Consider the following 23,063-nt stretch of genomic DNA (forward strand, 5'->3'; position numbering starts at 1 on the left):
CACGACAGCAACCGGGATGAACGAGGAAAGCAGGTCACCGTGCTGGGAGATACGATCGCGGCAACGCTACTGATCGGCGTCGGCGTCGTCCACGTGCTTCCGGGCGTCGTCGCGCTTTCCCCGCGCCGCGCATCGACGGTGTACGGCACTACTGTCGACGACCCCGATCTGATCCTGCTGCTGCGGCATCGCGCGATTGTGCTTGCGCTGATCGGCGTGGGATTGATCATCGGGGCCTTCACACCCTCCGTCAGACCAGTGGTCGTCGGTGCCGCGCTGATCAGTCTGGTCAGCTTCATCGGCTTGACCGTGCTCGCCGGGCCGGGTGGCCTGAACGCCGAGACCCGCCGGGTCGCCTGGATCGATGTCGGCGCAGTCGGATTGCTGGTCATCGCCTCGTGCCTGCTGATTGCCGCCCACTGAATTCACCGGGCGCTGCCCGCAACCTTCGAAAGGACACCGTGATGAGTGTTGTCACCGAACTCGGGGAGTCTCGCCTCGTACACCTGCCCCAGGGCAGTATCCGTATCTACGAACGCGGACAAGGTGAGCCGGTACTGTTCATTCACGGTTTGTTCGCCAATGCGGCGGCATGGCGGAAAGTCGTTCCACGACTGGCCGATTCGTATCGGTGTATCACCGTCGACTTGCCTTTCGGAGCGCATCGGATTCCGATGGCTCCCGATGCGGATCTGACTCCGCTCGGCATCGCCGGCACGATTGCCGATCTGATCGAGACCGCCGACCTCGGTGCTGTGACTCTGGTCGGTAACGACGGTGGCGGCATGCTCTCTCAGCTCGTTGTGGCCCACCGGCCCGAACGCATCGCACGGCTGGTTCTGACACCGTGCGACGCCTACGAGAACTTCCCGCCGCCGCTGTTCGACTATGTGTGCTGGATGGCCCGCGTGCCGGGCGCCGGACCACTCACGGGTCGGCTCCTGCGTCTCCCCGCGGTTCGGCAAACGTACGCGCGCTCGCGGTTCGGATTCGGTGGCCTGTCCATCAACCCGATCTGCGGCGAGTTGATAGACCACTACCTGTACGGAATGACACACGATCGTGGGGTCCGACGCGACACTGTCGAATTCCTTCGCGCGGTGGACAGCAGATACACAATCGATGCTGCCACTCGTTTCAGCTCGACCAGGCTTCCGGTTCTCATCGCCTGGGCTGAAGAGGACCGGTTCTTCCCGTTCGAGCACGCGAAACGACTCGCCGAGGACTTTCCGAACGCCCGCCTCGAATCGATCGCGAACTCGCTGACCTGGGTCGCCGAAGACCAACCCGCTCGCATAGCGGCACTGATCGACCAGTTCATCAGCGCGACACCCCTGCACGCCGACCAGCCCCGTTAGGCGGAGAGAAACCTCCCACGGAGGTCTCCCCCGCTCCGCGGGTCAGGGCGCCGTCACCAGAGCGGGCTCGACACTGCGCCCTTTCACCAGCAGCACAATCGCCAGCACCGGGTAGAGGAGGATCGGCAGCACCGTGCCGAGATAGAAGGTCTGATCGATCAGGATCGACGTGCCGGTGAGCAGGGCGAAGTCGAACAGACCGTGCAGCACCGAGTTGACGGCGTTGCCCCGCGCCACCCGCCGGGTCAGGTAGAAGAAGTAGCCGGCCAGGCTCACCATGATCGCCTGCCCGATCGCGTTCGCGCCGTGGGTGATGCCGTTGGTCAGATGCACCGCGCCGAACACGATGCTCGACCACAGGGCGACCTTGCCCTCGGTCAGCCCGTGATCACGCAGCACCACGACACCGATCCCGCGGAACATGCCCTCCTCGCCCCAGCCGACGAACTGGGTCGCGATCAGCAGCACCAGGATGTACAGCAGACCTTTGTCAGCCAGCGCGCTGTAATTGATGCCGAAGACGATCGCGACGAGGAACACGATCGGCACGACCCACACCCACGGCCGGGTCGGGCGATCGTCGTGCAGGACCGGCCGCATCCAGCCGAGGTAGGCGATGACACCGTAGGTGAACGCCAGGGCGACACCGAGCGGGATGATCATGCCGTAGAACACCGCACGCGTGGACAGGAAGTCGTCCTCGCCGGTCAGCGCGGTCATCAGCAGACCACCGAGCTGAATGATCGCGAGGTAGACGATCACGACCAGCGCGAACACCGGATACGACAGGCGGCGGCCGGTCGGTGTGACCGATAGCGCAGTTTCGGGTGTGCTCATACGGGTAAAAATATCCGCTCGAAGAGTTGGACGCTTGATTCGGGGGCGAGTCGCTCCACGACGACAGTGAACGTTGTCAGCCTGGTCGATCCGGCCGCCCGAACCCTCGAGCTCCATGGCCGGTATCCGTCTTGTCGGTCTCCGGCAGCCGCTGCCCAGTTAGTTGCTTACTGCAAGTAATCTAATGTATAGTTGCATTCTGCAAGTAAATATTCTCGTCTGGGAGTAGTCATGGCAGTGTCACCCGATACGGCTCAGAGCCTGATCAGAGAGCTCTATCTCATGGGCCGGACGATCCGCGCTGCCCTCTCCCACCCGGACGAAGGGGACCTGCTTCCAGGCGGTATCGGCGTGCTGGGCTCGCTCGAGGCGCGAGGGCCGTGCCGGCAGGTGGATCTGGCTGTGGACTTGTGCATCAGCCCATCGACGCTGAGCAGGCATGTCGCCGAGCTGGTGCGCTCGGGCAACATCGTCCGCCACGCCGATCCCAGCGATGGCCGGGCCACCCTCATCCAGATCACCGGCGAAGGACGCGATCTGCTGCGACGCGTCCGAATATCGCGGGCACACGGATTGCAGACCGCTCTCGCTCAGTGGAGCGAGGAGGAAGCCGAACAGGCCACTTCGGTCGTTCTGAAGCTCAGGAATTCCCTGGCCACAGTCGCGCCCCACACCGCGGTGGGCGCGCGCAAGCCGGGTTCGACAGAAAGTCAGGAAGTGGATGTCTAATTCAGTCGAGGCGGGTACGCGGCGTGCCCCGGACGTGATGACCCATCGTCAAGTCCTCGAGGCCATGACCGGGCTGCTGGCGGCGCTGTTCACAGCACTGCTCAGCACCACGATCGTGGCGACCGCGCTGCCCACGATCATCGGCGACCTGGAGGGGTCGCAGACCGCATACGCCTGGGTTATCACCACAGCACTGCTGGCCAACGCCGCGTCCACCCCGATCTGGGGCAAGTTCGCCGATCTGTTCAACAAGAAGCTGCTGGTCCAGTCAGCCATCGTCATCTTCGTCATCGGTTCGGTGATCGCGGGCATCGCCGGTAACGTGCCGATGCTGTTGGCGGCACGAGTCATCCAGGGCATCGGCATGGGCGGATTGACCGCGCTCGTCGTCGCGATCATCGGTTCCATCGTCTCGCCGCGCGAACGCGGACGCTATTCCGGCTACATGGGTGCGGTGATGGCGGTGTCGATGTCGGGTGGACCCATCCTCGGCGGCGTCATCGTCGACAGTCCCCTCGGCTGGCGCTGGTGCTTCTTCGTCTGTGTGCCCCTGGCCGTGATCGCCCTGGTGCTGCTGCAGCGGACCCTGCGGCTGCCGACCGAACGCAAGGACGGGGTGTCGATCGACTGGCTCGGTGCCGCCCTCATGACGGCCGGTGTGTCGGTGCTGCTGATCTGGGTGTCGTTCGCGGGAAAGGCGGACTACTACGCGTGGTTCTCCCGCGAATCGGCTCTCTATGTCGGCGTGGGCGTAGTGCTGCTGCTCGCGACCCTGCTGGTCGAATCCCGAGCCAAGTCGCCGATCATCCCGCTCTCGATCGTCACCGAACGCACCACCGGTCTGGCGATCCTCGCCTCGATCGCGGTCGGAATCGGCATGTTCGGCGCGACCACCTTCCTCGGCCAGTACTTCCAGACCGCACGCGGATACTCACCGACGGTGGCCGGTGTGCTGACCATCCCGATGGTCATGGGCATGCTCGTCGCGTCGACCGGTTCGGGACAGCTGATCACCCGGTTCGGGAAATGGAAGGCGTTCGTCGTCACCGGCGGTGCGCTGCTGGTGGTCGGGTTCGGGCTGCTCTCGACGATCGATCACGCCACCCACCTGTGGCTGGTCGGCACCTACATCGCCATTGTCGGGCTCGGTGTCGGCATGATGATGCAGAACCTGGTGCTGGCCGTGCAGAACACCGTGAGCGTGCACAATATCGGCGCGGCATCGAGCAGCGTCGCGTTCTTCCGGACGTTCGGTGGCGCGATCGGTGTCTCGGTGCTGGGGTCGGTGCTGGCTACCCGGGTGAGCGAGCTGTCGACAGAAGGTTTCGCGAAGATCGGTGTGACCACGAGTTCCTCCGGCGGCAGCAATCTGAACCTCCACGGCCTGCCCGCACCGATAGCGACGATCGTGCGCGCCTCCTACGGCGATGCGACCGGTCGGATCTTCCTCATCGCCACGGGAGCGGCGGTCGTGGCCCTCCTCGCGACCGCGTGGCTTCCGAACCGTCCGCTGCGCAGCACGATCGATATCGATCCGGCCCTCGACCCGACCACGAAAGAGTCTGCGTCGCAGGACGATCCGACCGACGGGGAAAGAATGGCGCTGGATGCCGAACTGGCGGTACTCACGGAGTCGAGATGGGAAAAGGACCCGGTCTGGGAAGGCGCCGAGCGAGTGCTGTCCGAGTCGGAGCTGGTGCCGGCTGCTTCGGCCGGACGGCATGCGCCGGTAGCTCAGAACGGTCATCGGGCGTACCGGGTCGAGGCGTCGTCGACCGGCGAGTTGTCCGGGTCTGACATCGGCGGTGGAGCGGTGGCCGGTCACGTCCGCCGCGAGGATGGTCATCCGTTGCCGGGTGCGGTGTTGACAGTGATCGATCAGGGTGGCCGTCAGGTCGCGCGCGCAAGCAGTGCCGCTGACGGTGGTTATTCGATCAGTGCGCCGGAGTCGGATGGTCACGTGCTGATCGTGTCGGCGATGGGGCACCAGCCGACCGCGGTCAATGTGCCGGTCGGCCAGCGGAACCAGCGGATGGATCTGACCTTGGTGGGATCCGGCGAGTTGTCGGGTGTCGTCCGTACTGCCGGCCACGGGTCGCCGTTGTCGAGTGCGACCGTCACCGTGACCGATATGCGTGGTGAGGTGGTCGGGGCCGCGGTCACGGGCGGCGACGGCGCCTACCTGTGCCACGGCGTGGTGCCGGGCGTCTACACCTTGGTCGCGGCCGCGGAGCACATGCGTCCCAGCGCGATCACGTTGACAGTGCCCGATAGTGGCGTGGTGCGTCATGACATCGAGTTGACCGCGATGGCGGTGCTCGCCGGATCGGCGCGGGCCGACGGCGGGCGGGCGGTGCCGGACGTGCTGGTCACTGTGCTCGATGGCGCCGGTGAGGTGACCGCGTCGGCGCGCACCGACGAGAACGGCCGCTACGTCGTGACCGATCTTGCCGAAGGGCAATACACCGTGGTTGCTCGTGGTTATCCGCCGGTGAGCGCGCAGGTCACCGTGACCGGTGGCGAGGCCGCCTACGATCTGCGGCTCGGTCACGAGCTCGGAGAACGTTGACGAGTGGGTTGACCGACAGGCAGCAGATTCCGCTGTTCATAGTGCCGCGGGGCCCCGGGTTGAACGCCGGTCCGGCGACCCTCCCGCGGGCCGGGGTCAGTCGCTCGCGGCGCGCGATCTCTACGCTGGAACCGGCAGCAGGACGTTGCTCGCCGCTGCCGCGTTTAGCCCGTCGTGCGACGGCAACTCGGGGGACATGATCGGAAACCTTCGTTCGGTGGTAATCGACTGCAAGCATCCGGCTGGACTGGCGCGCTTCTACCGGGACCTACTCGGCGGCACCGTCGAGGACTCGGATGAGACATGGGCGGTCCTGACCGATCCGCACGGGCGGCGTCTCGCATTCCAGCTCGCACCCGAACATGAGCCGCCGCAATTCCCGGACCCACGAGGATCGCAACAGTTCCACCTCGACATCGAGGTCGGCGACATCGAGTCGGCGCAGCGAGATGTGCTGGGTCTGGGCGCTACCCGGGTGACCGATGCTGTCGGTGAAGACCGCTTCCGGGTGTTCCGTGACCCGGCAGGTCATCCGTTCTGCCTCGTGTGGGGAATTACGGCAGGCGATACCTGAGCGAACCGAAATATCGCGGCGAGCAACAGACCCGATCACGGCAGCGGCTCGCCGCCCAGCTCAGAGGATGGGCCTGCCACCGGTCACCGCGAGCCTGGCGCCGGAGATGTAGCTACCGTCGTCGGCCGCCAGCAGAACATAGGCAGATGCGAGTTCGGCGGGCTGCCCCGCCCGGCCGAGCGGTGTGTCGTCGCCGAATTTCGCGACCTTCTCCGGTGGCATGGTGGCGGGAATCAGCGGCGTCCAGATCGGGCCGGGCGCCACGCTGTTCACCCTGATGCCCTTGTCGCCCAGCAGCTGCGCCAAACTGGCCGAAAGATTCGAAATCGCCGCCTTGGTCGCGGCATACGGCGCCAACGTCGGGTTGGGCATATCGGAGTTCACCGACGAACTGCCGATGATCGAGGATCCCGGCCGCATATGCGGCACCGCTGACTGGACGAGATGGAAGTAAGCGCCCACATTCAACGCGAATGTGTAAGCGAATTCCTCATCGGTGATTTCAGCCAGATCCGTGTGCGTCATCTGATATGCCGCGTTGCTCACCCTCACGGGCGAAGGCGATCGCCACCGCTCTGCCGATCCCGCTGTCGGCACCGGTGATCACGGTGGCCTTGCCCGTCAGCTTTCCCGAGCCGCGATAGGTCTTCTCCCCACAATCGGGACAGGCGACATCCGCGCCTGAAGGCCGGGCACTTCTTGCTGCTGTTCGGGAAAGCCCATGATCGAATCCCTTCGCTCGCAGAGATTGCTGTCTCCCAGTGACTACCGCGATCCCCGCGCGACAAACAGCAATCGAGGCGACTTCCCATCGGCAACAGCGATTGGCCGCCGTCGCCAGGGGTAGGCGCACCGTATGGAGCTCTGATGCCAGTGCACCGCCACCACCCCCAACAACCGTGACAGGAGACCAGCGCCGATGATCGACATGCACGATGTCGCCGAACTGCCGAACCGCGTTGTCCGCACCACCTTCCAGGCCGGGGCGCGGTTACGGCACGCACGGGTGTTCCACCCACGCGGTGTCCGTCTCGCGGGCCGATTCCGCGCCACCAGCGCCTACGAGCCCTGGTTCGGTTCCGGCGACCGAGCGGTCATCGCCCGGCAGTCGAAAGGCCTCGGCAGTCCCGGCGGTGTACCCGACGTACTCGGTTTGGCGTTCCGGGTACTCGATGGTGACGAGCATCCCTGGGATTTCGCGCTGGCAACCACCGGACGCAGCGCGCTGGGCCGGTTCGTCATCACCCCCGCCCGCGCCTGGGCCACCGCCCGTTTCGGCACGCTCCTGCCCTACCGATTCGGCGACGCACCACCGGTCTGGCTGTTCGCCGAACCGCTCGACACCGGCGACCTGCCGACGACAGCGTCATTGCGAGCCCTCGACGATCACCTCGACGACCACGTGATCCGGTTCTCGATCACCGCCGATGGGCTCGGCCACCCACCCGAGACCGTCGGCGAACTCGACTTACGGCGAGCCGAACCAGGCGAACATCGCACCGACTTCTTCGATCCGATCCTCAACCATCCGGCCGATGTCGCGTTGATACCCCCGGTGGTGAATCGGCTGCGCGAAAACGCCTATACCGGAAGCCGCCGCGGCCGCACCGGCGACGGCGCCCAGCCCGCGACCTGATCGGAGTGCTACCCGCGGAAGCCGAGCTCACGTCCGGAGAAGGACCCGAATTCACCCGGATCAACGGCCCGAAGCTCAGCGGCTTCGGGCCGTTCCCGTTGCGGTCAAGCGGTTATCGCGATGCTCCCCGGCGGCCGGTGACCAGATTGACGAGGAACAACAGAATCACCGCGCCGGCGATACAGGTGAAGAAGCTGAACCACAGTCCGCCGCCTTCGACATCGACCCCGAACAATTTGAGCAGGAATCCCCCGAGCAGGCCGCCGACGACACCGACGACGACGTTCAGCAGGATTCCCTGCTGGGCGTCGGTCTTCATGATCTTGCTGGCGATCCATCCGGCGAGGCCGCCGATGATGATCCAGCCGAGAATACCGAGACCGAGCATGGTCTTCTCCCATCATCCGAATACCCTGGCGAGCACCGGGTGCGCCCGTCCCATCGCGACATACCCTCGTCTCGCCCAGCCAATCAGCCCGACCGTGCGGGCCGTCGGTCGCTATTCGGTGTTCCGCAATGCTTCGGCTACCGCCTCGAGCCGCCGCTGGGCCTGGCGGGACAATCCGGACGCGCACGCGCACAGCCTGCGCAGACCTGGGTCCTCGAGGTCGGCGACAAGTTCGTTGTCGTGCGACACCGTCGCCGCGACGGCCTCGCTATCGCCGTAATCAGGCGTTCTGTCGAGCTGCTGAGCTGGACCAGAAATCGGCATAAGCGGTCTCCTCGTGTCCCTTCACGGCGCAGCCACCGACGCGGCGGAAGTTCTCATGGTGGTGCACACGGAATTCCCTTCTCCGACAACATCAAACAGCTTCAGATCGATTATCAATCGCAAACTTCAAGCTAATTCCGGGGCTCGCCGCTGCCCCGAGGAGCCAGCTACCGGGGCTGACGCGGCATCGTGCGGATCAGCGGTGGGCGTGACGGGTGAGCTGGTCGACCGGGTCGTGACCGCCGACACCCGAGGCGAATTCTCGGTAGCGCAAGGTTCCGCCCGCATCGCGGGCCAAGGGCGGGGTGTCGCTGCCCGCGCCGTCGCCGAAACCGTTCAGGACCTCCGTGAGCGCTTCCTCGGCGTCGACGCGCGGCGCCCACCCGAGTTCCGTCCGAGCGCGCGTGGTGTCGAGCAGCGGCAGGTGCATCATCGCGTCGAAGAGCTCCGGCGGGGCGGGCAGCAGTCGCAGCCGCCAGCCCACTGCGAGCGCGGCTTCGACAGCACCCGGCGGCACCGGCACCGTGCGCGTACGCAGGATCCGGGTGATCGCCGCGCGATCGATCACCGGCTCGGCGGCGAGGTTGAACGCACCGCGCGCGTTCCCTGTCACAGCCGCCGCGTAGGCCCGGCCGACGTCGCTGCTGTGCACGGCTTGAAACCGCAGTCCCCACGGAAACGGCAACAACGGGAGCGCACCGGGGCGGATCAGCCGGTTCGGCAGCAGCGGGCCGGCGAACAGGCGGCGTTGCTCGCTCGCGGAGGTGTATTGGAATGTGAACGCCGGTCGCATCCGAACCAGGCGGCAGTCCGGGTTGTCACGCTCGAAGATGTCGAGAAGCCTCTCCACATAAGCCTTTTCGGCCATGTAGGCCGCGGCGGGCCAGCCTTCGGTCGGCCAGCTCTCGGTGACGGGATGATCGTCCTCGCGAGGTGAATAGGCACCCACCGACGACGCGTAGACCAGCGCGGGGACGCCCGCTTGCGCGACCGCCTGCATCACCCGGGCGGTGCCGTCGACATTGGTCCGCCACGTTTCGCGCGGTTGATGGGTCGGCTGGAACACCCAGGCGAGATGCACGACCGCGTCCGCGCCGCGAAACAACGACACCAGGTCGGCGTCCCGCACGTCGGCCCCCAGCCAGTCGACCCCGCCGAGGCCACGCTCGGGCTTCCGTCGTGCCATCCCGACGATCGAGGTCACCGCCGGTACCTTGGTCAACGCGTCGACCACCGCCGTGCCGACGTTGCCTGTCGCCCCCACCACGATCACTCGCATCGCACACCTCCTCTACTCGGTCGCACTGTCGCCATACCCCCGCCTCGACAGTCGACACCGATCGCCGCGAAGACACGGCGACCCAGCAAATACTTGACTGATTCCAGAAAACGCGGAAAACTGCGAACGTGCCCACGGACGCGGAGTTCCAGCAGATGCTGCGGGGCGTTTCTGTGCGGGTGACAGCACCGCGTGTGGCGGTGCTGAGCGCCGTGCACGCCCACCCGCACTCCGACACGGATTCGATCATCCGTGCCGTTCGGTCCCGGTTGTCGGCGGTCTCGCATCAGGCCGTCTACGACACTTTGCGCACGCTCACCACAGCCGGCCTGCTTCGATGCATCCAACCGCGCGGCCTGCTGGCCCGTTACGAGGCGCGAGTCGGTGACAATCACCATCACCTGATCTGCCGCACGTGTGGCGCGATCGCCGATGTCGACTGCGCGATCGGCGAAGCGCCCTGTCTGACCGCCTCCGACGACCTCGGCTTCGTGATCGATGAGGCCGAAGTCGTCTACTGGGGCCTGTGCCCCGAGTGCGCGAATTCCGCGCACAGCGAAGCCAACTCCGCTCGCAGCCGGTAACACCCGTCCAGGAAGGAATATCGTGACCTCCGATAGCCGCCCACCCACTCCTGACACCGAAACTCTCAGCAACAGCGAGAGCGAGAACCCCGCGATCCCCTCACCCACCGCGCAGACCGACCACCGCCCCCGCTCCAACAAGGACTGGTGGCCCGAACAGATTGACGTTTCGGTTCTGCACGCACACTCGTCCAAGGCCAACCCACTGGGCGAGAACTTCGACTACGCGGCAGCCTTCGCCGAGCTCGACGTCGACGCGCTCAAAGCCGATGTCGCCGCGGTACTGACCGACTCGCAGGACTGGTGGCCCGCCGATTACGGCAATTACGGTGGCCTGTTCATCCGGATGAGCTGGCACTCGGCCGGTACCTATCGCATCGCCGACGGTCGCGGCGGCGGCGGTCAGGGCGCGCAACGTTTCGCCCCGCTCAACAGCTGGCCCGACAACGCCAATCTCGACAAGGCTCGCCGGCTGCTGTGGCCGGTCAAGCAGAAGTACGGCGACGCCATCTCCTGGGCCGACCTGCTGGTGTTCACCGGCAACGTCGCCCTCGAGTCCATGGGTTTCCAGACGTTCGGCTTCGGCTTCGGCCGACCCGATATCTGGGAGCCCGAGGAAGTGTTCTGGGGTCCGGAGGACACCTGGCTCGGCGACGAACGCTACAGCGGCGACCGTGAGCTGTCAGGCCCGCTGGGCGCGGTCCAGATGGGCCTGATCTATGTGAACCCGGAAGGGCCGAACGGCAGGCCCGATCCGGTGGCCGCGGCACACGACATCCGCGAGACCTTCGCGCGCATGGCGATGAACGACGAGGAGACCGCCGCCCTGATCGTCGGCGGTCACAGCTTCGGCAAGACCCACGGTGCCGGCGATCCGAGCCTGGTCGGCCCCGAGCCCGAGGCCGCGCCGCTCGAGCAGCAGGGTCTCGGCTGGAAGAGCTCGCACGGCACGGGCAAGGGCAAAGACGCCATCACCAGCGGTCTGGAGGTCGTGTGGACGGCCACCCCGACCCAGTGGAGCAACGGCTTCTTGCAGAACCTCTACGGCTTCGACTGGGAACTCACCAAGAGCCCCGCCGGTGCCTGGCAGTGGAAGCCGAAAGATGGTGCGGGCGAAGGACTTATCCCTGACCCGTTCGGTGGTCCCGGGCGCACCCCGACCATGCTGACCACCGACCTGGCACTGCGTGAAGACCCGGTGTACGGCGAGATCACCCGGCGCTGGCTCGAGCACCCCGAGGAGTTGTCCGAGGCGTTCGCGAAGGCCTGGTACAAACTGCTGCACCGCGATATGGGCCCGCTCAGCCGCTACCTCGGCCCGTGGGTGCCCGAGGCGCAGCTGTGGCAGGACCCGGTTCCCGCCGTCGACCACGCCCTGATCGACGAACACGACATCGCCGCGTTGAAGAACACGGTGCTCGCGTCCGGTCTGTCGGTCTCGCAACTGGTCAAGACCGCATGGGCCTCGGCCGCGAGTTTCCGCAGCACCGACAAGCGCGGCGGCGCGAACGGCGCCCGGATCCGGCTCGAACCCCAGCGCGACTGGGACGTCAACGAACCCACCGAGCTGGCGAAGGTCTTGCCGGTCCTCGAGCAGATCCAGCGCGATTTCAACGCCGCTGCCACCGGCGACAAGGCGCTGTCACTGGCCGACCTGATCATCCTGGCCGGCTCGGCGGCGATCGAGAAGGCGGCCGGCGACGCCGGTCATCAGATCACCGTGCCGTTCTCGCCGGGGCGCACCGACGCCTCGCAGGAGAACACCGATGTCGACACCTTCGATGTGCTCGAGCCGCGGGCCGACGGGTTCCGCAACTACGTGCGTCCCGGCGAGAAGGCTCCGCTCGAACGCCTGCTCCTGGACCGCGCGTACATGCTCGACGTGACCGCGCCGCAGCTGACGGTGCTGATCGGCGGTCTGCGTGCGCTCGGCGCCAATTACGGCAGCAGCACGCACGGTGTCTTCACCGACCGGCCGGGCGTGCTGTCAAACGACTTCTTCGTGAATCTGCTCGATCAGGGCACGGAGTGGAAGGCGTCGGAGTCGGCGGAGAACGTCTACGACGGTGTCGACCGGCGAACCGGCGAGAAGCGCTGGACGGCCACCGCCAACGATCTGCTCTTCGGCTCGCATTCGGTGCTTCGCGCGGTGGCCGAGGTGTACGCGCAGCACACAGCGGGAGCGAAGTTCGTGAACGATTTCGTCGACGCCTGGGTCAAGGTGGTCGACAACGATCGGTTCGACCTGCGCTGACCTCCTCTCGCGAGCCCCGGTCGACCCGCCAGGCCGGCCGGGGCTCGTCGCGTTTCCCCCGGCCTCGGTACCCATCCAGGTGTCTGCGCACAGCGAACTCCGTCGGCCCTTGTGGCCCGATCATTGGGAGGATCTGTGAACAGCGAAGTCGACGAGATAGCCATCGCGAGCACCGTCAAAGCCGGCGACCGGGAGATCCTGGTAGAGATCGCCGATCCGAGGCAGGACAACGCGACACAAGGCTGGCAATGCACCTACCGCGTCGTCGGCTCGCGTGCGCACCGAGCCCACGGCCCAGACCGATTGGGCGCGATCTACGCGGCGTTGATCGAGATCCCCGATGCCGCGGCCCGGGCAGGCGCGCAAGTCCGGGCGACCGACTCGAACGATCCACGTGAACCGGTCTTCCCGCGCCGACGTACCGACGACTCCCCCCTGTCGGCGGCGAGGGCCCGCGAGTTCGGCCCGCCGCTGGGGGCCAAGGCTGTGCAGACTCCGTCGGGTCCCGTGGTCATCATGCTCGGCCTGCCCCGCCAAGACCCCGACCGGCCGCACACCTACCTGTGCCCCTTCCGCATCGATGATCGCACCGAGGCCTTCGGCCAGGGAATCGATGAGGTGCGCGCGGTGATCTCGGCGGTCCGCGGGGTGGGATCCATTCTGGGGATCGCGCTGGACTGGCCGTTGCCGAGCACGAACCGACCGGGTGTTCGCGCCTACCTCGGTCGGTGAAATTCGGTTTCACCGAGCAGTCATTGGATAACCGAGGGAGAAGGTCGGTGCTGGCTACCGACACCGAACGAAGGACATACCGGAAGGAACCATTCCATGTTGATGCTCACTCCCACTGCTATCGAGGTCGTTCGCAGCATCACCTCCGGGGGCGGGATACCCGACGAGGCCGGACTGCGCATCTTCTCCGGAGAAGGGGCCGAGACTTTGCAGATCGCGGTCGCCGCAGGACCGGCTGACGACGACAAAGTCCTGGCCGCCGAGGGGTCACGGGTCTTCCTGGATCAGCAAGCCGCCGCCTTCCTCGACGACAAGGTGCTCGACGCAGGCATCGATACCAATGGCCAGAGCACCTTCGTTGTCGCCACTCAGGGCGACGTCGCCCCGGGAACTGACCCCGCGCCCTAGGTCTTCCTGACCCGTAAGCCGTCGATCAGGATCGTCGAGACCAACTCGGCGTGCTGGTCGACGGACTCGGGATCCAGTGGAGACGCCGGATCGAAATGCAGCGCCAGCGGCACCTGACTGTAGGGCGCGGTACCGCCGTGGGTGATCAAGAAGTGCAGCGCCCGCTGCGGCATCGGACGAATGATGTTCTCGGCCATCAGGTATTCGGCCAGCTGCCACAGCCTGCCTTCCGTCGGCCGCACGTAGGTCTCGAAGATGTAGGTGAGCCGCGGGGTGTCCTGACGGCCCTCGAAGTTCATCAGCGCGGTCAATTCCGGGTACCGCGCGGAAACCTTCAGAAACTCCCGCACCGCCAATCGGAGCTGTTCCACGGGGTCGGTGACGGCCGGGTCGAGAATTCCGTCCAGACGCCGGACCACCCGGCCGAAGCCGAAGTCGACAGCGGCCCGCCACAGGTTCTCCTTGCTGCCGAAACGCTGATAGATCAGGTTGTGGCTCGCCCCGAGTTCCTTGTTCAGCGTCCGCAGCGAAACCCCGTCGTAGCCGTGGGTGGCGAACGCGTTCAGTGCCACCTGGAGAATCGTCTCCAACGGCATCGAATCCTCGGCCTTCGGCCGTCCCGGCGGGCGATTCGGCTTGGTGGTCACCATGTCTCGAGTATGCCCGCACCGATGGCCCGGATCAGCGCGGTAGCCAGTGCGTCTGGATCATTACCCGCGTCGAAGATGTAGCGGTCCGGGCGCACGAGAACAGCTTCGACCCGGTGGCGCCGGAACCACTCGGTCAATTCACCGTCGGCGCAGGCGATCTCGTCGCCGAGGACCATGACCCGGCCGTCGAATCGGCGCACGAACTCCGCGTTCACGGCTGCGTGCGGGTGCAGTGACAGCAGGGTGAACTCATTCCCGATCGCCCGGTCCAGTACCGTCGCGACACCGTTGACGGTCACCCGTGGATTCACCATCAGCGTGCCGGACAATGCGTGGGTGCCACCGATCAGACCCGCCCGATAGGGCTGTTTGCGAAGATCGGCGTTCGCGCGTGCCCGCACCAAGGTCTTGCTGTGTCGCAGGGCGAACAAGACCACCGCGCGGCCGACCCGCGCGAAAACGCCCGTGCCGGTAACCAGCCGCCCCACCCGGACCGCTCCCTCGATCACCTCGGCACAGTTGTCCCAGCGTTCCTGCTCGTAGGTGTCGAGCAGCGCGTCCGGCGCGCGGCCCGCGAGCACCGCATCCAGTTTGAACGCCAGGTTCATCGCGTCACGCAAGCCCATGTTCAGGCCCTGTCCGGCGAAGGGCGGCGTCTGGTGGGCCGCGTCCCCGGCCAGCAGCAGCCGATCCGATCGCCATCGCCGCGGCATGCCCGCGTACCACTGATACGGCGCCACCCGGATGATCCGCACTTTAGCCGGGTCCATGTATCCGGCGATGTGCTCGCGCGCTCGCTCGCTCCAATCGGTCTCGCCCTCGGCCGGATCCACCTGGAAGTCGAATCGCAGATGCCGGTGACAGCCTTTGACGAACACCGCGGCCCGGCCGGGTCGGCACATGAATTCCGATCCCTCGCGCAGGGATTCGAAGAACTCCTGATCGTGTACGACGGCGTCGACAACCACCCACGACTGGGAGAACCCGAAGTCCGTGCGTGCCACGCCCATCGATCGGCGCACGACGCTCGACCCACCGTCGCAGCCGACCACATAGTCGGCCCGATAGCGTCGTCCCTGCCCCGACTCGGCGTCGACTGCGTACACCTCGGCGCCATCAGCGACGTTCGCTACGCCGACGACGTCGAATCCGAAGAAGGCCGAGACCCCGACGCCGTGGTCGAACTGCGCGCGCAGCAACCGTTCGAAGGTCGGCTGATGGAACATCCACCCCACCGACAGCCCGGATTCCAGCGGCCGCAGATCGGCCAGCATGCGATGGCGGCCGTCGACGAAGCGGTGGCTGTCGAACAGGATCAGATCGGCGGCCCGCATCTGTTCCAGTACACCGAGATCGCCGAAGATTCGTTCGCTCTCGTCGTCGATCAACATCGCCCGTGGCGCCGCGAACACCTCCTTCTCGCGATCGAAGACCGCAACCCGATAACCCTGCGCCCGAAGACGATTGGCAAGGGTCGCGCCCGTGGGCCCACAGCCGACGACGATGACATCGAAATGGTCGTCGTGTTCCTCGAACGACGCCGGATCGACGCAGACATCGAAACCCATGAGCTGTTCCCCTCCGTTGGCAAGAACATTAAAGTGTCACTTGTCACTTTTACGATCGCCCACTGCCCAACGGCTGTCAAGGGTCAACTCATCGAGGACCCGCTGTTCGCTCCGGTCTCGACGACGACCTCCCGGTGTGAACCGCCAGGTTTCGTGGTGGCGCGGCGTCGGCCCGGTGTCCATACCGCGAGGAGTACGGCCACACCGATGGTCAGAAAGCCCAGAACTGTCGCGGACTGGTGCATGCCGTGAATGAACGCGGACTTCGCGAAATCGGCGAGCGGTTGCGCCGACGGACCCGCGCGCTCCGCCACCTGAAGTGCCGCCGCGAGTGAGTCACCGACCGGTTCGCGCGCGCCCTCGGGGAGATCGGGGAGCACGGGGGCGATGCGCTGACCGTATCCCGCCGCGAGCACACTGCCCGCGATCGCGATACCGATCGCCGCCCCGACTTCGCGGGCGGCGTCGTTGACCGCCGCCGCGACGCCGTGCTTCTCCACCGGCGTGCCGTCGACGATCGCGGCGGTGGCCGGCGCGGTGCACAGCCCGATCCCCGCGCTCATCAGCAGTAAGGGACCGAGTAGATCCAGGTAGGACGAATGAATGTCGACTTGCGCGATCATGAGCAGTCCGCCTCCGATCGCCAGCAATCCCGCGAAGGTGGGGATTCGCAGTCCGATCCGTTCCGCCAGCCGGGGCGCGAACGCGGAGATCACCACCATCGGAATGCCCATCGGGGCGAGCGCCAGCGCCGAGAGCAGTGGCCGGTAGCCCATGATGAGCTGAAGATGCTGCACGATCAGCATGAACAGGCCGAAGGTCACCAGGAACTGCAGCGTCACTATCGCCGTGCCACTTCCGAAACCTCGGTCGGCGAACAGCCGGATATCGATCAGCGGATGCGTGACCCGTTTCTCGATGACGACGAAAGCGAGGGCAAGGGTCAGCCCGATCACGGTCGCGGCGATCACCATCGGATCGAGCCAGCCACGGGCGGGCACCTCGATCGCCGCGACCACGATCGCGCCGATGGCAAGGGCGCTGGTGACCGCGCCGAGCGGGTCCATCGCGGGCCTGGACGCATCCACCGATTCGGCCACGGTGAACGCCGCCACCGAGAGCACCGCGCCCGCCACGGCCATGCCGACGAAAATCGAAACCCAGGACCAGCTTTCGATCAGGATCCCCGATCCGAGGATGCCGAGGATCGCGCCGACGCCCGCGACTCCGGCCCACAGTCCGATCGCACTGGCTCGTCGTTCCGCCGGGAATCCAGCGGTCAGCAACGACAGCGTGGACGGCATCACCAGCGCCGCGCCGACCCCGGTGAGGGCCCGCGCGGCGATCAGCCAGGTCGGGGTGTCGAGTATCAGCGGTGCGGCCGAAGCGAGCGAGAAGATCAACAGGCCCACGATGAGGACCACCCGCCTGCCGTACCGGTCGCCCAGTGCACCCGCCGGCAGGACGAGACAGGCCAGCGCCAGGGTGTATCCGTCGACGATCCAGGTGAGTTCGGCTTGACTGGCACCCGTTGCCGCCGCGATCTCGGGTAGCGCCGTGTAGAGCGCCGCCATCGAGGCGGTGACGAGAATGACCGCCAGACAAGACAGGGTGAGCAGCCAGCGCTGGGCCGCGGACAGTCGCGCCCGTCCGGTGGGATCCATCGGGTCTCCGATACTATTAGTATTGCTACGCTACAACTTGTAGCACAACTACGCGACAGGAGATAGGCCGATGGGATGGCCCGCCGGAAATGACGACGTCGAGGTCGACCCGCGCAGGGCCCGCTCACGTGCCCGCCTGCTCGATGCCGCCGCCGCTCTGTTGCAGGCCGGCGGCTTGGAGGCGGTGACCATAGAGGGCGTCACCAAGTTGTCGAAGGTCGCCAGAACCACCCTGTACCGGCACTTCGACAACGCGATGCAATTGCGGGCCGCCACCATCGAACGTTTGCTGCCGCCGGTGCTGGAGACTCCGCCGCACGGCCCACTGCGAGACCGCCTGATCACTTTGCTGGAGCGTCAGGCCGAGGCGATCCGAGATGCGCCACTGCAGGTGTCGACCTTGGCGTGGCTGGCGACCGGCTCGGAGCGCGACACCGACAACCCGGCCATCACCTCACTCAGACAGCGCATCATCGACCAGTATCGGGTGCCGTTCGACCAGGTACTCGATACGCCGCAGGCTCATCAGCAACTGGGCGAATTCGATACCTTCTTCGTTCTGTCGCAATTGGTCGGTCCGCTCGTTTTCGCCAAGCTCATCGGCTTGCCCGCGTCGACTCCGCCCGATTGCGCCCGCCTCGTCGACGACTTACTCGCCGCACGTGCCCGGACGTCAGCCGGCGATGGGCAGTAGCGCGGCCAGCGCGCGTAGCGCCGCGAGATAGTCCTCGTTCAACGGCTGGATCGCGACGTGGTCGGCGCCCGCGTCCAGGTGCGCTACCAATCCGGCGGCGACGTCGACGGGTGTGCCGTTGACGGCCAGGATGTCGATCAGCCGATCGCTGCCCGGCTTGGCGATGTCGTCCTCGGAGAAACCCATGCGACGCAGATTGCCCAGGTAATTCACCAGCCCCAGATACATCGAAACCGTGCCCCTGGCGAGCTCGCGCGCCCGTGCCGCGTCGTCGTCGACGACTACCTTCTGTTCCGCGACGAGGAGTGCGTCCGCGCCCAGGGTTTCACGGGCGATGCTGGTGTGCTCCGGCGGGGCGAGGTAGGGCAGCGCGCCCGCGGTCCGGTCGCGGGCGAGCTTCAGCACGCGTGGCCCGAGCGCGGCCAATGCCCTGCGCTCCTTCGGCACACCCGCGGCGTCGAGTTCGTCCAGGTAGGCCACGAGCGCGTCGTACGGCTTGACCGCCCCCGCACCGTTGGACTCCCGGTGGCCCACCCCGATGCCGAGCAGGAAACGGCCAGGAAACCGCTGGTCGATGCGGTGAAAGGACTCGGCGACGGCCTCGGCCGGTGCCGTCCAGATATTCACGATGCTGGTACCGACGGTCAGCGACTCGGTCGCCTCCAGCAACGACTCGACCACCGGCAGATCCGCCGGCGGCGAACCGCCCAGCCACAACGCGCCGAATCCCAGCTCTTCGAGCTCGCGGGCCGCCGCGGGGGTGAACCCCGTGAAATAACGCCACACACCGAATTTTCCGAGTTCATCAATGGCCATGCCGGAGGCAACCTCGGTCTCGCCGCGACTATTCCGAGGCCGAGACGTCCCGCTCGCCTTCGACTTCACGCAGGAAGGACTCGATGAGGTCGATGACGTCGGCGTGGCCGGTGTCGACGTCGAAGGCTTCTTCCATGCGCAGGAAGCGGGACACGCTCGACATGAGGAGCACGAGGGCGCCGGGGGTGTAGCCGGCGGCGTTGTCGCCGTATTCGGCGAACACCGCGGTCACGGCATCGAGTTGGAGCGCGCGGAATCGCCGGGAGGATTCCGAGATCTCGGCGCGAATCGCTTTCCGATGGTTTGCCAGCGCGACGAATTCCATCGTCAAGGCGGTGTGCGACTGGTCGTGGATGGCTTCCCACAGCGCCCACAGCGGCTGGGCGGATTTCAGCGCCAGCAGTTGACGTTCGTAGCTGCGGTCGGCTCCTCGCCGGAACAGTTCGACGAACAGGTTGTCCATGTTGCCGAAGTAGTAGTAGACCAGCGCGGGGTTGGCCTCGGCGCGAGTGGCGAGACGCCGGGAGCTCACGGCCGCGTAGCCCTCTTCCAACATGATGTGCTGGGCCGCGTCGAGTAGCGCGGATCGGGTGCTGGAGTCCTCGGTGCCTGCGTTGCGCTCGGGCTTCACTCGGAGACCTTTCTGTTGCGCGGCAGGCGCGAGGCCTACCGCGTGGGTCGGCTGTTGGACGCCCGGCGGTGCTGCGGTTCAACAGTTTACGGCGACGTGGGGCCGTTCATCGGCGGCGAGGCCGGTTCGCGGATCGACTCTTGACAGTCGTGACCGTCGTCACGTATATCTTAATCACTCGCTCAATTTGAGCAGTCGATTAAGGCCTCCGAGCAGGCCATGAACGGTCATCCAGGGCCGGCATACGGCATGCCAACGGCAGCCCACCCCTCCCCCGAATCGCGCGCCCGCACCGCGCTGACGACAGTCGGCTCGCTCCCAGCGGCGGGGATCGACGAGTAGAGGAACACCGACATGAACGACACAGCTACCGCGAAACACGGACCGGCACATGGCCGGTCGACACCGCACAGGGTGGCGATCGTCACCGGCGGAGCGTCCGGCATGGGGCTGTCGATCTGCACAGCGCTCGCCGAGGCCGGTCATCGGGTGGCGGTCCTGGATATCGACGGCACCGCCGCGCAACGAGCAGCCGAACAGTTGCAAGCAGCCGGGGCGACGGCGATGGCCTGCGCGGTCGATGTCACCGATCGAGACGCAGTTCGCGAAGCCGTGCGCAAGGTTCGCGTCGAGTTCGGAGCGATCGAAATCCTGGTCACCAGTGCGGGATTGGTCGATTTCGCGCCGTTCACCGACATCACGACCCAGGCCTGGAATCGGGTGGTCGCGGTGAATCTGGACGGGGTCTTCCACTGCGCGCAGGCGGTGGTGCCGGACATGCTCGCCGCCGGATGGGGCCGGATCGTGACGATCTCGTCGTCGAGTGCGCAACGCGGGTCGCCGGGGATGGTGCACTACACCGCGTCCAAAGGCGCGGTCCTGGCGATGACGAAAGCGCTGGCGCGAGAATACGCCGCCGCCGGAATCACGGTCAATACGATTCCGCCCTCGGGCATCGACACACCCATGTCGCGCCGGTCGCAGGCGGCCGGGCACCTGCCCGACAGCGCCGTCATGGCCAAGGCGATTCCCGTCGGACATCTGGGCACCGGTGCGGATATCGCCGCCGCGTGCGCGTTCCTGTGCTCGGAGCAGGCGGGCTACATCACCGGACAGGTGCTCGGCGTGAACGGCGGATCGGTGATATGACCGAATCCGTCGGTCCCCGCCTGGCACCGTTGCCGGTCCACGAGTGGGACGAACCGACCCGGGCGATGCTGCGCGGGCATGTGAAAACCGCCGATCGGTACCTGTCCGGCGCACCCGACGCACCAGCCATGCCGGGCATCCTCGGCGTGCTCGCCCACCACACCGAACTGGCGGGCGCGTGGCTGGCCTACAACGGTCTGCTGCTCGACCGCCCACTGCTCGACCCGCGCTGTCGCGAACTGGTGATCCTGCGGGTGGCCTGGCGCAGCGGGTCGGATTACGAATGGGCACAACATGTTCGGATGGCCAAGGCCCTCGGCGTCACCGACGAGCAGGTCGAATCGGTGCGGCGTGGGCCGCAGGCCCCGGTGTGGACGCGCGTGCAGCGATCGCTGATGGACATGACCGACCAGCTGCTGGATCAGCATCGTGTCGACGACAGCACGTGGGCCCAGCTGGAACGCCATTTCGACAAGCGGCAGCTGCTCGAGCTGCTCTTCGTCGCCGGCTCCTATCTGTGCCTGGCGATGGTACTCAACAGTGTTGCCCTGCAACCGGACCCGGAATCGGAGGAACGACCGTGAGCGAACCAGAGAGCGCACCGGCCACCCCACACCAATGGCCGCGGCCTGCCGAGGGCAGTTGGACCCAGCACTATCCCGAGCTGGGAACCTCGATGATGTCGTTCGAGGATTCGGTCTCACCGGAATTCTTCGAACTGGAGCGCGAGGCCATCTTCAAACGCGCGTGGCTCAATGTGGGGCGGATCGAGCAAGTCCCACGCACCGGCAGCTATTTCACCAAGGAACTCGACGTCGCGCGCAGCTCGATCATCGTTGTGCGCGATCGCGACGGTGCCGTCAACGCGTTCCACAATGTGTGCCGCCACCGCGGCAACAAACTGGTGTGGAACGAATTTCCGAAGGAAGAGACCTCGGGAATATGTCGTCAGTTCACCTGCAAGTACCACGGCTGGCGCTACGGAATCGACGGTTCCCTTGCGTTCGTGCAGCAGGAAGGTGAGTTCTTCGATCTCGACAAGAAGGACCTGGGTCTCGCACCGGTGCACTGCGAGGTGTGGGCCGGATTCATCTTCGTCAACCTCGATGCGGTGCCGAGGCAGACACTGCGGGAATTCCTCGGCCCCATGATCACCGATCTGGACTGCTACCCGTTCGACAAGATGACCGAGTGGTACGAATTCAAGGCCGACAATCAGAGCAACTGGAAGCTGTTCGCCGACGCGTTCCAGGAGTACTACCACGTCCCGGCCCTCCACACGCAACAGGTGCCGAGTGCGGTGCGCACGCCGGGCAAGGGCTTCGAATGCGCGCACTTCCAGATCGACGGCCCGCATCGACTGGTGTCCACCGGCGGTGCGCGACGCTGGACGCTGCCCCCGGAGTTCATGTATCCGATCGAACGGCTCACCCGCAGCGGGCTGGTGGGGCCGTGGGAATCACCGGATATCGGCGAGGTCCCGAAAGGGCTCAATCCCGGCCGAGTCGAACCATGGGGCATCGACAACTTCCAGATCTTCCCCAATATCGAGATTCTCATCTACCGCGGCTGGTATCTGCTGTACCGGTATTGGCCGACTTCGCACAACACCCACCGGTTCGAGGGCATGCTGTGCTTCCAGCCGGCGCGCACGGTCCGCGAACGGGTCGAGCACGAAGTGGCCTCGGTGGTGTTCAAGGAATTCGCGCTCCAGGACGCGGGCATGCTCACCGGCACGCAAACCGCACTCGAATCGGCGTACCGGACCGCCGGTCTGACGCATTTCCCGGTCAACGATCAGGAAATACTGGTGCGCCATTTCCACAAGGCCGTTGCCGACTGGGTCGATGAGTACCGGCTCGATCTCGCCGGGACCGGTGCACGATGACCATGCTGCCGCCTGCCTTCGCAGATCTCGAGCGTTTCGCCGAAACCTGGTGCCTGTCCAGCGAATCCGAACGCTACGCCCGTCGCCTGAGCAGTTCCATGCAGGAGTTGCTCACCTTCTACAACGCGTGCTTTCCCCGGGTCGAGGACGCACTCGCCTACTGCGACAAATTTCCGCTCGAAGAACTTCCCGACGACGCGATACACCTACTGCACCTGGTGTATTCGCTGGTGATGGTCGCGATGGCAGTCGAGATCTTCCAGCAGCCCAAGCCCGTCGACAGCGCCGATGCCGAGCTCGAACGCGTCGCACAGCCCTGGCCGTAATACGC

24 protein-coding genes and 2 pseudogenes are annotated in these 23,063 nt (G+C 66.0%); 16 read left to right on the top strand and 10 right to left on the bottom strand.

Going from position 1 to position 23,063, the window contains the following annotated elements; genetic code table 11:
• The first annotated feature begins 39 nt into the window (after positions 1-39).
• Both ACQHI0_RS13235 and ACQHI0_RS13240 read left to right on the top strand, forming a co-directional pair.
• Positions 40-423, top strand: coding sequence for a hypothetical protein (locus ACQHI0_RS13235; RefSeq protein WP_427908231.1), 384 nt, complete (start codon positions 40-42; stop codon positions 421-423).
• A gap of 41 nt (positions 424-464) precedes the next feature.
• Complete coding sequence (locus tag ACQHI0_RS13240) at positions 465-1,358, top strand: alpha/beta fold hydrolase (protein ID WP_427908232.1); 894 nt, start codon at positions 465-467, stop codon at positions 1,356-1,358.
• A 42-nt stretch (positions 1,359-1,400) separates the two neighbouring features.
• Here ACQHI0_RS13240 and ACQHI0_RS13245 read toward each other — a convergent pair whose 3' ends face one another.
• On the bottom strand, positions 1,401-2,195 hold the full coding sequence (locus ACQHI0_RS13245) for a CPBP family glutamic-type intramembrane protease (protein WP_427908233.1): 795 nt from the start codon (positions 2,193-2,195) through the stop codon (positions 1,401-1,403).
• 231 nt (positions 2,196-2,426) lie between these two features.
• Between ACQHI0_RS13245 and ACQHI0_RS13250 the strand changes: the two genes are divergently transcribed.
• The 4 genes and pseudogenes from ACQHI0_RS13250 (at position 2,427) to ACQHI0_RS13265 (ending at position 6,067) form a co-directional block, all read left to right on the top strand.
• Positions 2,427-2,924, top strand: a complete 498-nt coding sequence (locus ACQHI0_RS13250) for a MarR family winged helix-turn-helix transcriptional regulator (RefSeq protein ID WP_427908234.1) — start codon at positions 2,427-2,429, stop codon at positions 2,922-2,924.
• Positions 2,925-2,961: 37 nt separating this feature from the next.
• Positions 2,962-4,473: pseudogene (locus tag ACQHI0_RS13255) on the top strand (MDR family MFS transporter); the annotation flags it as partial.
• Between the two features lie 48 nt (positions 4,474-4,521).
• Positions 4,522-5,493, top strand: a complete 972-nt coding sequence (locus ACQHI0_RS13260; RefSeq protein WP_427909155.1) for an MSCRAMM family protein — start codon at positions 4,522-4,524, stop codon at positions 5,491-5,493.
• Positions 5,494-5,689: 196 nt separating this feature from the next.
• Positions 5,690-6,067: a VOC family protein gene (locus tag ACQHI0_RS13265; protein ID WP_427908235.1), complete on the top strand. Its 378-nt coding sequence runs from the start codon at positions 5,690-5,692 to the stop codon at positions 6,065-6,067.
• A 60-nt stretch (positions 6,068-6,127) separates the two neighbouring features.
• Here the strand turns inward: ACQHI0_RS13265 and ACQHI0_RS13270 are convergent.
• Positions 6,128-6,790 (bottom strand): annotated as a pseudogene (locus ACQHI0_RS13270) (SDR family oxidoreductase).
• Between the two features lie 196 nt (positions 6,791-6,986).
• On the opposite strand from ACQHI0_RS13270, the gene ACQHI0_RS13275 reads away from it, so the two are divergent.
• Positions 6,987-7,703: a phosphodiesterase gene (locus ACQHI0_RS13275; RefSeq protein ID WP_427908236.1), complete on the top strand. Its 717-nt coding sequence runs from the start codon at positions 6,987-6,989 to the stop codon at positions 7,701-7,703.
• Between the two features lie 112 nt (positions 7,704-7,815).
• On the opposite strand, the gene ACQHI0_RS13280 is transcribed toward ACQHI0_RS13275, so the two are convergent.
• The 3 genes from ACQHI0_RS13280 to ACQHI0_RS13290 form a co-directional block, all read right to left on the bottom strand.
• Positions 7,816-8,091 (bottom strand): GlsB/YeaQ/YmgE family stress response membrane protein, encoded by a 276-nt coding sequence (locus ACQHI0_RS13280; RefSeq protein WP_427908237.1) that lies wholly within the window; start codon positions 8,089-8,091, stop codon positions 7,816-7,818.
• A gap of 111 nt (positions 8,092-8,202) precedes the next feature.
• Positions 8,203-8,415, bottom strand: a complete 213-nt coding sequence (locus ACQHI0_RS13285) for a hypothetical protein (protein WP_427908238.1) — start codon at positions 8,413-8,415, stop codon at positions 8,203-8,205.
• A 196-nt stretch (positions 8,416-8,611) separates the two neighbouring features.
• Positions 8,612-9,694, bottom strand: a complete 1,083-nt coding sequence (locus tag ACQHI0_RS13290; RefSeq protein WP_427908239.1) for an NAD-dependent epimerase/dehydratase family protein — start codon at positions 9,692-9,694, stop codon at positions 8,612-8,614.
• A 155-nt stretch (positions 9,695-9,849) separates the two neighbouring features.
• On the opposite strand from ACQHI0_RS13290, the gene ACQHI0_RS13295 reads away from it, so the two are divergent.
• The 4 genes from ACQHI0_RS13295 to ACQHI0_RS13310 all read left to right on the top strand — a co-directional run bounded on the left by ACQHI0_RS13295 (position 9,850) and on the right by ACQHI0_RS13310 (position 13,672).
• A complete protein-coding gene (locus ACQHI0_RS13295) occupies positions 9,850-10,278 on the top strand; it encodes a Fur family transcriptional regulator (protein ID WP_427909156.1) in 429 nt (142 codons plus the stop codon).
• Between the two features lie 22 nt (positions 10,279-10,300).
• A complete protein-coding gene (katG, locus tag ACQHI0_RS13300; protein WP_427908240.1) occupies positions 10,301-12,532 on the top strand; it encodes a catalase/peroxidase HPI in 2,232 nt (743 codons plus the stop codon).
• Positions 12,533-12,667: 135 nt separating this feature from the next.
• A complete protein-coding gene (locus ACQHI0_RS13305) occupies positions 12,668-13,264 on the top strand; it encodes a hypothetical protein (protein WP_427908241.1) in 597 nt (198 codons plus the stop codon).
• Between the two features lie 96 nt (positions 13,265-13,360).
• On the top strand, positions 13,361-13,672 hold the full coding sequence (locus ACQHI0_RS13310) for a hypothetical protein (RefSeq protein ID WP_427908242.1): 312 nt from the start codon (positions 13,361-13,363) through the stop codon (positions 13,670-13,672).
• Here ACQHI0_RS13310 and ACQHI0_RS13315 read toward each other — a convergent pair.
• From ACQHI0_RS13315 to ACQHI0_RS13325, 3 genes are all read right to left on the bottom strand, one after another.
• On the bottom strand, positions 13,669-14,322 hold the full coding sequence (locus ACQHI0_RS13315) for a TetR/AcrR family transcriptional regulator (RefSeq protein WP_427908243.1): 654 nt from the start codon (positions 14,320-14,322) through the stop codon (positions 13,669-13,671). The genes ACQHI0_RS13310 and ACQHI0_RS13315 overlap by 4 nt on opposite strands.
• Positions 14,316-15,890: a bifunctional 3-(3-hydroxy-phenyl)propionate/3-hydroxycinnamic acid hydroxylase gene (locus ACQHI0_RS13320; protein ID WP_427908244.1), complete on the bottom strand. Its 1,575-nt coding sequence runs from the start codon at positions 15,888-15,890 to the stop codon at positions 14,316-14,318. The genes ACQHI0_RS13315 and ACQHI0_RS13320 overlap by 7 nt, the downstream gene beginning before the upstream one ends.
• 83 nt (positions 15,891-15,973) lie before the next feature.
• Positions 15,974-17,554: an MFS transporter gene (locus ACQHI0_RS13325; protein WP_427908245.1), complete on the bottom strand. Its 1,581-nt coding sequence runs from the start codon at positions 17,552-17,554 to the stop codon at positions 15,974-15,976.
• 70 nt (positions 17,555-17,624) lie between these two features.
• Here ACQHI0_RS13325 and ACQHI0_RS13330 point away from each other — a divergent pair, with 70 nt between their 5' ends.
• Complete coding sequence (locus ACQHI0_RS13330) at positions 17,625-18,248, top strand: TetR/AcrR family transcriptional regulator (RefSeq protein WP_427908246.1); 624 nt, start codon at positions 17,625-17,627, stop codon at positions 18,246-18,248.
• On the opposite strand, the gene ACQHI0_RS13335 is transcribed toward ACQHI0_RS13330, so the two are convergent.
• Together ACQHI0_RS13335 and ACQHI0_RS13340 are read right to left on the bottom strand one after the other, a co-directional pair.
• Positions 18,228-19,064: an LLM class F420-dependent oxidoreductase gene (locus tag ACQHI0_RS13335; protein ID WP_427908247.1), complete on the bottom strand. Its 837-nt coding sequence runs from the start codon at positions 19,062-19,064 to the stop codon at positions 18,228-18,230. The two genes, ACQHI0_RS13330 and ACQHI0_RS13335, sit on opposite strands and share 21 nt — an antisense overlap.
• Positions 19,065-19,092: 28 nt before the next feature.
• Positions 19,093-19,695 (bottom strand): TetR/AcrR family transcriptional regulator, encoded by a 603-nt coding sequence (locus tag ACQHI0_RS13340; protein ID WP_427908248.1) that lies wholly within the window; start codon positions 19,693-19,695, stop codon positions 19,093-19,095.
• Between the two features lie 354 nt (positions 19,696-20,049).
• On the opposite strand from ACQHI0_RS13340, the gene ACQHI0_RS13345 reads away from it, so the two are divergent.
• From ACQHI0_RS13345 to ACQHI0_RS13360, 4 genes are read left to right on the top strand one after another with little or no spacing between them, the layout of a single operon-like run.
• The gene (locus tag ACQHI0_RS13345; RefSeq protein ID WP_427908249.1) at positions 20,050-20,844 is read left to right on the top strand and encodes an SDR family NAD(P)-dependent oxidoreductase; all 795 of its coding nucleotides are present in this window, start codon (positions 20,050-20,052) and stop codon (positions 20,842-20,844) included.
• Positions 20,841-21,428 carry a carboxymuconolactone decarboxylase family protein gene (locus tag ACQHI0_RS13350; protein WP_427908250.1) on the top strand — a complete coding sequence of 196 codons (588 nt, stop codon included), beginning with the start codon at positions 20,841-20,843 and terminating at the stop codon, positions 21,426-21,428. The genes ACQHI0_RS13345 and ACQHI0_RS13350 overlap by 4 nt, the downstream gene beginning before the upstream one ends.
• Positions 21,425-22,732: an aromatic ring-hydroxylating oxygenase subunit alpha gene (locus ACQHI0_RS13355; protein WP_427908251.1), complete on the top strand. Its 1,308-nt coding sequence runs from the start codon at positions 21,425-21,427 to the stop codon at positions 22,730-22,732. Before ACQHI0_RS13350 ends, ACQHI0_RS13355 begins: the two co-directional genes overlap by 4 nt.
• Positions 22,729-23,058: a hypothetical protein gene (locus tag ACQHI0_RS13360; protein WP_427908252.1), complete on the top strand. Its 330-nt coding sequence runs from the start codon at positions 22,729-22,731 to the stop codon at positions 23,056-23,058. The genes ACQHI0_RS13355 and ACQHI0_RS13360 overlap by 4 nt, the downstream gene beginning before the upstream one ends.
• The last annotated feature ends 5 nt before the right edge of the window (positions 23,059-23,063 follow it).

Origin of the sequence: Nocardia sp. FBN12 (assembly GCF_050320175.1) — a bacterium.
Taxonomy (GTDB): Bacteria; Actinomycetota; Actinomycetes; order Mycobacteriales; family Mycobacteriaceae; genus Nocardia.

What these genes read in the sequence shown, in the direction of transcription:
- ACQHI0_RS13295 (WP_427909156.1), top strand. Translation starts at nt 9,850, where the DNA reads ATGCTGCGGGGCGTTTCTGTGCGGGTGACAGCACCGCGTGTGGCGGTG.
- ACQHI0_RS13315 (WP_427908243.1), bottom strand. Translation starts at nt 14,322, where the DNA reads ATGGTGACCACCAAGCCGAATCGCCCGCCGGGACGGCCGAAGGCCGAG.
- ACQHI0_RS13325 (WP_427908245.1), bottom strand. Translation starts at nt 17,554, where the DNA reads ATGGATCCCACCGGACGGGCGCGACTGTCCGCGGCCCAGCGCTGGCTG.
- ACQHI0_RS13275 (WP_427908236.1), top strand. Translation starts at nt 6,987, where the DNA reads ATGATCGACATGCACGATGTCGCCGAACTGCCGAACCGCGTTGTCCGC.
- ACQHI0_RS13260 (WP_427909155.1), top strand. Translation starts at nt 4,522, where the DNA reads ATGGCGCTGGATGCCGAACTGGCGGTACTCACGGAGTCGAGATGGGAA.
- ACQHI0_RS13335 (WP_427908247.1), bottom strand. Translation starts at nt 19,064, where the DNA reads ATGGCCATTGATGAACTCGGAAAATTCGGTGTGTGGCGTTATTTCACG.
- ACQHI0_RS13280 (WP_427908237.1), bottom strand. Translation starts at nt 8,091, where the DNA reads ATGCTCGGTCTCGGTATTCTCGGCTGGATCATCATCGGCGGCCTCGCC.
- ACQHI0_RS13310 (WP_427908242.1), top strand. Translation starts at nt 13,361, where the DNA reads ATGTTGATGCTCACTCCCACTGCTATCGAGGTCGTTCGCAGCATCACC.
- ACQHI0_RS13285 (WP_427908238.1), bottom strand. Translation starts at nt 8,415, where the DNA reads ATGCCGATTTCTGGTCCAGCTCAGCAGCTCGACAGAACGCCTGATTAC.
- ACQHI0_RS13250 (WP_427908234.1), top strand. Translation starts at nt 2,427, where the DNA reads ATGGCAGTGTCACCCGATACGGCTCAGAGCCTGATCAGAGAGCTCTAT.
- ACQHI0_RS13345 (WP_427908249.1), top strand. Translation starts at nt 20,050, where the DNA reads ATGAACGACACAGCTACCGCGAAACACGGACCGGCACATGGCCGGTCG.
- ACQHI0_RS13240 (WP_427908232.1), top strand. Translation starts at nt 465, where the DNA reads ATGAGTGTTGTCACCGAACTCGGGGAGTCTCGCCTCGTACACCTGCCC.
- ACQHI0_RS13330 (WP_427908246.1), top strand. Translation starts at nt 17,625, where the DNA reads ATGGGATGGCCCGCCGGAAATGACGACGTCGAGGTCGACCCGCGCAGG.
- ACQHI0_RS13290 (WP_427908239.1), bottom strand. Translation starts at nt 9,694, where the DNA reads ATGCGAGTGATCGTGGTGGGGGCGACAGGCAACGTCGGCACGGCGGTG.
- ACQHI0_RS13245 (WP_427908233.1), bottom strand. Translation starts at nt 2,195, where the DNA reads ATGAGCACACCCGAAACTGCGCTATCGGTCACACCGACCGGCCGCCGC.
- ACQHI0_RS13265 (WP_427908235.1), top strand. Translation starts at nt 5,690, where the DNA reads ATGATCGGAAACCTTCGTTCGGTGGTAATCGACTGCAAGCATCCGGCT.
- ACQHI0_RS13320 (WP_427908244.1), bottom strand. Translation starts at nt 15,890, where the DNA reads ATGGGTTTCGATGTCTGCGTCGATCCGGCGTCGTTCGAGGAACACGAC.
- ACQHI0_RS13350 (WP_427908250.1), top strand. Translation starts at nt 20,841, where the DNA reads ATGACCGAATCCGTCGGTCCCCGCCTGGCACCGTTGCCGGTCCACGAG.
- ACQHI0_RS13360 (WP_427908252.1), top strand. Translation starts at nt 22,729, where the DNA reads ATGACCATGCTGCCGCCTGCCTTCGCAGATCTCGAGCGTTTCGCCGAA.